Annotated in this window: 5 protein-coding genes and 1 pseudogene; 2 read left to right on the plus strand and 4 right to left on the minus strand. The window is 62.2% G+C overall.

What is annotated here, in order from left to right:
- Positions 1 to 48 precede the first annotated feature (48 nt).
- The 4 genes from lpdA to typA all read right to left on the minus strand — a co-directional run bounded on the left by lpdA (position 49) and on the right by typA (position 8,019).
- Positions 49 to 1,479, minus strand: coding sequence for a dihydrolipoyl dehydrogenase (gene lpdA / locus U5782_RS26775; protein WP_322046908.1), 1,431 nt, complete (start codon positions 1,477 to 1,479; stop codon positions 49 to 51).
- A 110-nt stretch (positions 1,480 to 1,589) separates the two neighbouring features.
- Positions 1,590 to 2,864 (minus strand): 2-oxoglutarate dehydrogenase complex dihydrolipoyllysine-residue succinyltransferase, encoded by a 1,275-nt coding sequence (odhB, locus tag U5782_RS26780; RefSeq protein ID WP_322046909.1) that lies wholly within the window; start codon positions 2,862 to 2,864, stop codon positions 1,590 to 1,592.
- Between the two features lie 107 nt (positions 2,865 to 2,971).
- Positions 2,972 to 5,836 carry a 2-oxoglutarate dehydrogenase E1 component gene (locus U5782_RS26785; RefSeq protein WP_322046910.1) on the minus strand — a complete coding sequence of 955 codons (2,865 nt, stop codon included), beginning with the start codon at positions 5,834 to 5,836 and terminating at the stop codon, positions 2,972 to 2,974.
- A 362-nt stretch (positions 5,837 to 6,198) separates the two neighbouring features.
- A complete protein-coding gene (typA, locus tag U5782_RS26790) occupies positions 6,199 to 8,019 on the minus strand; it encodes a translational GTPase TypA (RefSeq protein WP_322046911.1) in 1,821 nt (606 codons plus the stop codon).
- Between the two features lie 448 nt (positions 8,020 to 8,467).
- Between typA and U5782_RS26795 the strand changes: the two genes are divergently transcribed.
- Entirely contained in the window at positions 8,468 to 8,992 is a 525-nt protein-coding gene (locus U5782_RS26795; protein ID WP_322046912.1) for a MarR family winged helix-turn-helix transcriptional regulator, read from the plus strand.
- 121 nt (positions 8,993 to 9,113) lie between these two features.
- Positions 9,114 to 9,341, plus strand: a pseudogene (locus U5782_RS26800) (MarR family transcriptional regulator); the annotation flags it as partial.

Consider the following 9,341-nt stretch of genomic DNA (forward strand, 5'->3'; position numbering starts at 1 on the left):
CTACGAGGCCGGGCGCGGCCATTGAAGCCGCCGCCCTGCCCTGATGCATTACATGTTCAGCGCGCGCTTGTCGACTGCGAGTGCGGCTTCGCGCATGACTTCGGACAGCGACGGGTGCGGATGGCAGATGCGGCCGATGTCTTCAGCAGCAGCCTTGAATTCCATCGCCACCACGGCTTCCGCGATCAGGTCCGATGCGTTCGCCGAGATGATGTGCACGCCGAGCAGCTCGTCGGTCTTCGCGTCGGCGATCATCTTCACAAAGCCGTCGGCCTTGTTGATGCCCAGCGCGCGGCCGTTCGCCATGAACGGGAACTGGCCCGTCTTGATCTCGCGGCCTTCGGCCTTGAGCTGCTGTTCCGTCTTGCCGACCCATGCGATTTCCGGTTCGGTGTAGATCACCCAAGGAATGCAGTTGTAGTCGATGTGCGGCTTCTGGCCGTCGATGACTTCGGCAACCAGCACGCCTTCGTCTTCGGCCTTGTGCGCGAGCATCGGACCACGCACCACGTCGCCGATCGCGTACACGTTCGGCACCGACGTTGCGCAGTGGCCGTCGACGTCGATGAAGCCACGCTCGTTGGCCTTCAGGCCGATTGCTTCGAGACCGAGGTTGTCGGTGTTCGGCACGCGGCCAACCGACACGATCAGGCGGTCGGCTTCGAGCACTTGCGCGTTGCCGTCCTTGTCCGTGTAGTTGATCGTGACGTTCGTGTCGGTCGCCTTGACTTCGCCGACCTTCACGCCAACGTGAATGTCGAGACCCTGCTTCTTGAAGAGCTTCGCAGCTTCCTTCGAGAGCGCCTGGTCAGCCGCGCCGAGGAATTCCGGCAGCGCTTCGAGCACGGTGACTTCCGCGCCCAGACGGCGCCACACCGAACCCAGTTCCAGACCGATCACGCCTGCGCCGATCACGGCCAGCTTCTTCGGCACGGAGTCGAACGAGAGCGCGCCTTCGTTGTCGGCGATGATCTTGTTGTCGACCGGCATGCCCGGCAGGTGACGCGCCTTCGAACCCGTTGCGATGATGACGTTCTTCGCCGTCACGACTTCGGTTTCGCCTTCGCCCGAGACTTCGATCTGCACACCGGCTTCGTTCTTGCCGGTGAACTTGCCGTGACCCTTGAGCCACGTGATCTTGTTCTTGCGGAACAGGAATTCGATGCCCTTCGTCATCTTTTCGACGATGGACTCCTTGCGGCCGAGCATCTTCGCGACGTCGATGCTGACGTCGCTCACGTTGATGCCGTGGTCGGCCAGGTGATGCTGGGCGTTTTCGAACTCTTCCGACGAGGCGAGCAGCGCCTTCGACGGAATGCAACCCACGTTCAGGCAGGTGCCGCCGAGCTTGAGCGCGCCGGCCGGGTTCTTCCACTTTTCGATACAGGCAACCGACTTGCCGAGCTGAGCCGCGCGGATCGCCGCGATGTAGCCGCCGGGGCCGGCGCCAATCACGACAACGTCAAATTCTTTGGACATGATCATCCTTTCGATACGTGAGCGCGGCGCGCGGACCCGGGCTTCCCGGGGCCGCGCGCACGCCGCTCAGTGTGAGACTTGATGCTGAAAACCTGATGCCAGGCCGACGCTTACAGGTCGAGCAGCAGGCGAGCCGGATCTTCCAGCGCGTCCTTCATCGCGACCAGCGACAGGACGGCTTCGCGGCCGTCGATGATGCGGTGGTCGTACGACATCGCGAGGTAGTTCATCGGGCGGATGACGATCTGGCCGTTTTCCACGACAGCGCGTTCCTTGGTCGCGTGCACGCCCAGGATCGCCGACTGCGGCGGGTTGATGATCGGGGTCGACAGCATCGAGCCGAACACGCCGCCGTTCGAGATCGAGAACGTACCGCCCGTCATTTCTTCGATCGAGAGCTTGCCGTCCTTGGCCTTCTGACCGAATTCGGCGATCTTCTTCTCGATGTCGGCGAGGCTCATCTGGTCTGCGTTGCGCAGGATGGGCACCACCAGGCCGCGCGGCGAACCGACAGCGATACCGATGTCGAAGTAGCCGTGGTAGACGATGTCGTTACCGTCGATCGACGCGTTCACGAGCGGGAACTTCTTGAGGGCGTGAACCGCAGCCTTCACGAAGAACGACATGAAGCCGAGCTTCACGCCATGTTCCTTCTCGAACTTGTCCTTGTACTTGTTGCGCAGATCCATGACCGGCGCCATGTTCACTTCGTTGAACGTCGTGAGGATGGCATTGGTTTGCTGCGACTCGAGCAGACGCTCGGCGATACGCGCACGCAGACGCGACATCGGCACGCGCTGTTCCGGACGGTCGTTGAGCCAGTTTGCAGCCGATGCCGGTGCGTTGACTTGCGGCAGCGACGGCTTGCCGGCAGCCGGGCGAGCGGCCGGTGCAGCAGCGGGAGCGGCCTTCGGCGCGCCTGCGCCGAGCACGTCCTGCTTCGTAATGCGGCCATCGCGGCCCGTGCCTGCGACGTCGCCGCCGGCCAGACCCTTCTCCGCCATCAGCTTGGTCGCTGCGGGCGATGCGATGTTGCTGCTCGACGTCGATGCAGCAGCGGCTGCCGGTGCGGCTGCGGGCGCAGCGGCCGGTGCAGCAGCGGGAGCGGCGGCAGCGGCGGGAGCTGCAGCGGCGCCAGCCTTGGCTTCCGTGTCGATGCGCGCGATCACTTGATCCGCGACGACGGTGTCGCCGTCATTTGCCAGGATCTCGGCCATCACGCCGGCTGCCGGCGCGGGGACTTCGAGAACGACCTTATCCGTTTCCAGCTCGATGAGGATTTCGTCCTGAGCGATTGCTTCGCCCGGCTTCTTCTTCCACTGCAGCATCGTTGCTTCCGAAACCGACTCCGAAAGCTGGGGGACCTTGACTTCAACAATAGCCATTTGATGTTCCTGAATACGTATCTAGGTACGAACCGGGTCGCGCACATGAGCGCGGGAAAGCGCGCAGTGTAGTGACACGCCTTCCCGGTTCGTTTAGCTCAATGTGCTTACTTCGCGACCTGCGCGCCCTTGAGGCGGCCGAACGCACCTTCGATCAGCGCCTTCTGCTGCTCGTAGTGCTTCGCGTAGTAGCCGACAGCCGGAGAAGCCGAAGCCGGGCGGCCGCTGTATGCCAGCTTCATGCCTTCCTTCATGCCTTCCTTCAGGTGGTGCTCGATGTAGAACCACGGGCCTTGATTTTGCGGCTCGTCCTGCACCCAGACCACTTCGGTCGCGTTGTCGTACTTCTTCAGCTCCGCTTCGAACTGCTTGTGCGCGAACGGATAGAGCTGTTCGATACGGATGATCGCGACGTCGTTCGCCTTCGCTTCGCGGCGATGCGCCACGAGGTCGAAGTACACGCGGCCCGAGCAGGCCACCACGCGCTTGACCTTCTTCGCGTCGATGGTGTCGTCCACTTCGCCGATAACCGGCTGGAACGTGCCCTTCGCGAGTTCGGACAGGTCCGACACCGCTTCCTTGTGACGCAGCAGCGACTTCGGCGTGAAGATGATCAGCGGCTTGCGGAACAGGCGGATCATCTGGCGACGCAGCACGTGGAAGATCTGTGCCGGCGTGGTCGGCTGAACGACCTGCATGTTGTGCTCGGCGCACAGCTGCAGGAAACGCTCGATACGTGCCGACGAGTGCTCCGGACCCTGACCTTCGTAGCCGTGCGGCAGCAGCATCGTGAGACCCGAAACGCGGCCCCACTTCACTTCGCCCGACGAGATGAACTGGTCGATCACGACCTGCGCACCGTTGACGAAGTCGCCGAACTGACCTTCCCACGCGACGAGCGTGTTCGGTTCAGCGGTCGAGTAGCCGTATTCGAAGCCGAGCACGGCTTCTTCGGACAGCACCGAGTCGATCACCGTGAACTTCGCCTGGTTTTCAGCGATGTTCTGCAGCGGGATGTACGTGCCGTCGTTCCAGCGCTCGCGGTTCTGATCGTGCAGAACGGCGTGGCGGTGCGTGAACGTGCCGCGGCCCGAGTCCTGGCCCGTCAGACGAACCGAGTAGCCCGATGCGACCAGCGATGCGTACGCGAGGTGCTCGCCCATGCCCCAGTCGAGCTTCGCTTCGCCCTTGCCCATCGCGCGGCGGTCGTTGATGACGCGCTCGACCAGCGGGTGAACCTTGATGTTCTCGGGGATCGTGGTGATACGTTCTGCGAGGCGCTTGAGTTCTGCGAGCGGCACGGCCGTGTCGGCTGCGTCGGTCCACTTGCGGTTCAGGAACGGCACCCAGTCCACCGCGTACTTGCTCTTGTAGTTCGAGAGCACGGGGTCGATCGTGTGGTGGCCTTCGTCCATCGCAGCGCGATACGCCTTGACATACGCGTCGCCGTCTTCTGCCGAGATGACGCCTTGCTGCACGAGCTTTTCAGCGTACAGTGCGCGCGTGCCCGGGTGCTTGGCGATGGTCTTGTACATCAGCGGCTGCGTGACCGCCGGCGTGTCCTGCTCGTTGTGACCCAGCTTGCGGAAGCAGATGATGTCGACCACGACATCCTTGTGGAACTGCATGCGGAATTCGACCGCGAGCTGGATCGCCAGCACGACCGCTTCCGGATCGTCGCCGTTCACGTGCAGCACCGGCGCTTCGATCATCTTGACCACGTCGGTACAGTAAAGCGTCGAGCGCGCATCGCGCGGGTCCGACGTCGTGAAGCCGATCTGGTTGTTGATGACGATGTGCAGCGTGCCGTGCGTGCCGTAACCACGCGTTTGCGCGAGGTTCAGCGTTTCCATCACGACGCCCTGGCCTGCGAAGGCCGCGTCGCCGTGGATCTGCACCGGCAGCACCTGCAGGCCGTCTGCATCGCCGCGGCGATCCATACGAGCCTTGGCCGAGCCTTCGACCACCGGGTTGACGATTTCAAGGTGCGACGGGTTGAACGCGAGCGACAGGTGGACCGGGCCGCCTTCGGTCGAGACGTCCGACGAGAAGCCCTTGTGGTACTTGACGTCGCCAGCCGGCAGGTCGTCGACGTGCTTGCCTTCGAATTCGGCGAACAGGTCAGCCGGCATCTTGCCGAGCGTATTGACCAGCACGTTCAGACGGCCACGGTGGGCCATGCCGATGACGATTTCCTGCACGCCCTTCGCGCCGGAGTGACGAACGACTTCGTCCATCGCCGCGATGAAGGATTCGCCGCCTTCGAGCGAGAAACGCTTCTGGCCGACGTACTTCGTGTGCAGGAAGCGCTCAAGACCTTCAGCGGCCGTGAGGCGCTGCAGGATGTGCTTTTTCTTGTCGTTCGAGAAGTTCGGCGTCGAGCGGATCGACTCGAGACGCTCCTTCCACCAACGCTTTTGCTCGGGATCGCTGATGTACATGTACTCGGCGCCGATCGTGCCGCAGTACGTGTCGCGCAGTGCCTTGACGATCTCACGCAGCGTTGCGCGCTCGAACCCGAAATACAGGTTCGTGGCGCTGAACGTCTGGTCCATGTCGGCTTCATTGAAGTCGTAGAACGCAGGTTCGAGCTCGGGGATCGGGGGACGCTCGCGGCGCTTCAGCGGATCGAGGTTGGCCCATTGCGAGCCAAGGAAGCGATACGCGCCGATGAGGGACTGAACGTAGACCTGCTTGCGTGCCGTAGCGAGATCTTCGCCGCCGCCCTTCGGGACGAAAGCGTTCGCTTTTGCGCGCTGCGCAAACGACTCGACGATCGGGCCGTGCGCGACATCGCTGTCGGCCGAGCCACTCGACGACGGCACGTTTTGCAGTGCGTCGAAGTATTCACGCCATTGGTCCGGAACGGACGCAGGGTTGTCAAGATATGCTTCGTATTGCTCTTCGACATACGGAGCATTGCCGCCGAACAGATAGGAGTTCAGCTGGAATTGCTTCATCGTTTCCGACATTTACGCTCACCTTTCTTCGAGTTTCTCGAAAAATAGCGGGTTACTCAACCTTCCGCGCCACGGCCTGACCGTTTAGCGGATTGCGAATCAAGTCTGCTTGGAAGGACCTAAATCATGCATCGGCGGAGCATAGCACATAAGTGATACTCCCCATAAGATGCAATGCGACACATCAGCACACGCAAACCCTTACTACATGGGGCTTTCACGGCGCTTTGCAACTTCAGCAACAGTCTCTTCCGGCACCACAACGCAATCACCGCCATTCGTAAAACGAATGCAAAAAAGCCGCCCAGACAGCGGCGGCTTTCTTGTTTTCTTACATGCATTGCAGTGCGCGAAAAAGTTTCGAGTACAAAACTTTATTCGGCTTCGCGGCTTGCGCGGCGACGCTCATGTTCTTTCAGGTGACGCTTGCGCAGGCGGATCGACTGCGGCGTGACTTCCACGAGTTCGTCGTCGTCGATGAATTCGACTGCGTATTCGAGCGACATCTGGATCGGCGGAACCAGGCGCACGGCTTCGTCGGTGCCCGAGGCGCGCACGTTGGTGAGCTGCTTGCCCTTGATCGGGTTGACGACGAGGTCGTTGTCACGGCTATGGATACCGATGATCATGCCTTCGTACAGCGCGTCGCCCGGCTTCACGAACATGCGGCCGCGATCCTGCAGCTTCCACAGTGCGTAGGCCACGGCCGCGCCGTCGTCCTGCGAGATCAGCACGCCGTTGCGGCGCTCGCCGAGCGTGCCTTCCTTGATCGGACCGTAAGCGTCGAACACGTGGCTCATCAGGCCCGTGCCGCGCGTGAGCGTCATGAATTCGCCCTGGAAGCCGATCAGGCCACGCGCCGGAATGCGGTACTCGAGACGCGTGCGGCCCTGGCCATCCGACGCCATGTCGAGCATTTCGCCCTTACGGCGGCCCAGTTCTTCCATCACGCCGCCCTGGTTGGCGTCTTCGACGTCAACGGTCAGCATTTCGTACGGCTCCTGCTTCACGCCGTCGACTTCGTGCAGCACCACGCGCGGACGCGACACGGCCAGCTCGTAGCCTTCGCGGCGCATGTTTTCGATCAGGATCGTCAGGTGCAGTTCGCCACGGCCCGAGACTTCGAACGTGGTTTCGTCGCCCGTGTCCTTCACGCGCAGCGCCACGTTGTGGTTCAGTTCCTTCGTCAGACGGTCGCGGATCTGGCGGCTCGTCACGAACTTGCCTTCCTTGCCGGCGAGCGGCGACGAGTTCACGAGGAAGTTCATCGTGAGCGTCGGCTCGTCCACCGTGATCATCGGCAGCGCTTCGGGGTTGTCTACCGCGCAGATGGTCGCGCCGATACCGATGTCTTCGATACCGTTGATCAGCACGATGTCGCCGGCTTCAGCCGATTCGACCTGCACGCGCTCCAGGCCGCTGAACGCCAGCACCTGGTTGATCTTGCGGTTCAAGACCTGGCCTTCCGGGCCAAAGCGCAGCGCAACCGGTTGACCCGGCTTGATGCGACCACGCTTGATACGGCCCACGCCGATACGGCCAACGTACGCCGAGTAGTCGAGCGAGGTGATCTGGAGCTGAAGCGGGCCTTCCGGATCCGCATCGCGAACCGGCACGTACTTGAGCACGGCGTCGAACAGGGGACGCATGTCGCCTTCGCGCGCGTCCGGCGACAGCGAAGCGTAGCCGTTCAGGCCCGAAGCGTAGACCACCGGGAAGTCGAGCTGCTCTTCGGTCGCGCCGAGCTTGTCGAACAGGTCGAACGTCTGGTTGATCACCCAGTCGATACGCGCGCCCGGACGGTCGATCTTGTTGACGACGACGATCGGCTTCAAGCCGAGCGCCAGCGCCTTCTTGGTCACGAAGCGCGTTTGCGGCATCGGGCCTTCGACGGCGTCGACGAGCAGCAGCACGGAGTCGACCATCGACAGCACGCGCTCCACTTCACCACCGAAGTCGGCGTGGCCCGGGGTGTCGACGATGTTGATGTGGGTGCCTTCGTACTCGACCGCGCAGTTCTTCGAAAGAATCGTGATACCACGCTCTTTTTCGATGTCGTTCGAGTCCATCACGCGCTCGGCGACCTGCTGGTTGTCACGGAACGTGGCAGTCTGACGGAGAAGCTGGTCGACGAGCGTAGTCTTGCCGTGGTCGACGTGGGCAATGATGGCGATGTTGCGAAGGGCGCGGGACATAGGAACCTGGGTACAGTTGAGTGCGTCATGCGGGCTCGACGGCGGGCCGCACAGGAGGGGCTCGGACGCCGCCCAGCCCTGCTGCCCCACACGTTTAAAAGTTCGCTTAAGAACTTCTGGAAACGCTTGCGGCAAGTCGGGTTGCGGGTCGGTTCGTCAGGGCTGCCATGACGCACTTTTGGGAACCTGAAATTATAGCACGTGCTGATGACTTGATCGGACACATGCACATATTTACCCCTCCGGGCACGACACACTTGACTCGTGCGCTTGACTTCGGCGCTTGACTTCGTGGCACTCCGCCGGAGTCAATTTTCCCACACCACCCTGCTCCGATTAAGACCCGCTCTGACAATGGTTTTCCGCGATTGAAACAATAAACCTTGCCGCGTCAACTAACGAACCCTATAATTCCTGCCTGGTCAACCATTGCAGTTGCAGCAGAACCATGACGGATCCGACTCCCACGCCGCCTCCTGAAATCCGCGACTACGATCTCGGGGAAAGCGTTGGCTACCTGATTTCCCGCGTGCGCTCGTCCATGTCGAACCTGGTCACGCAGCGCACCGTGGCCGAGCTCGGCGTCACCAGCCAGCAGGCCAGCGTGCTGTTCATGGTGGCGAGCGGCAAGTGCGTGCTCGCCGCCGAACTGGCGCGCGAGTACGGCATCGACGCGAGCGCGGTGACGCGCCTCGTCGACCGGCTGGAAAAGCGCGGCCTGCTACAGCGCGTGCGCAGTTCAGAGGACCGCCGCGCCGTGCGCCTCGCGCTTACGCCCGAGGGCGAAGCCATCGCGGCGCGCATGCCGGCCATCTTCACGAGCGTGACGGAAGAGCTGGCCAAAGGCTTCACCCCGGAGGAAGTCGGCTTCCTGAAAAGCATGTTGCGGCGGATTCTGGTCAATAGCTGCGAAGCTACCCAGAACGCGAACGCCGCCAGTGCGGTAGCGGGCCAGAATTCGCCCGGCGACTGAATTCAATCGGCGTCGAGCGACGTCGACAATGGATGACGAGGCAGGCAAATTTGAAACCGTTGCACGGGAAAATGGCTGCATCGTCCAGTATCACACCCCCTCTCACGCACCGAGACGAGCAATGAAATCCCTAACCCAGTTTGCGCCGGCGCCTACCTGTCGAGCCGCGGTGGCCACCGCGGTCGCGGCGCTCGCGCTTTCGGGCTGCGCAAACTACATCGGCATCAAGAGCGACAAGACCATCGCGCAGCCGCAACAGTTCGAGAGCTCGCAGAGCATTCCGGCCCAGGGTGGCCAGTGGCCTACGCTCGACTGGGCGCAGCAGTTCGGCGACCCGCAACTGCCGAAA

Origin of the sequence: Paraburkholderia sp. J67, assembly GCF_905220265.1 — a bacterium.
GTDB lineage: Bacteria > Pseudomonadota > Gammaproteobacteria > Burkholderiales > Burkholderiaceae > Paraburkholderia.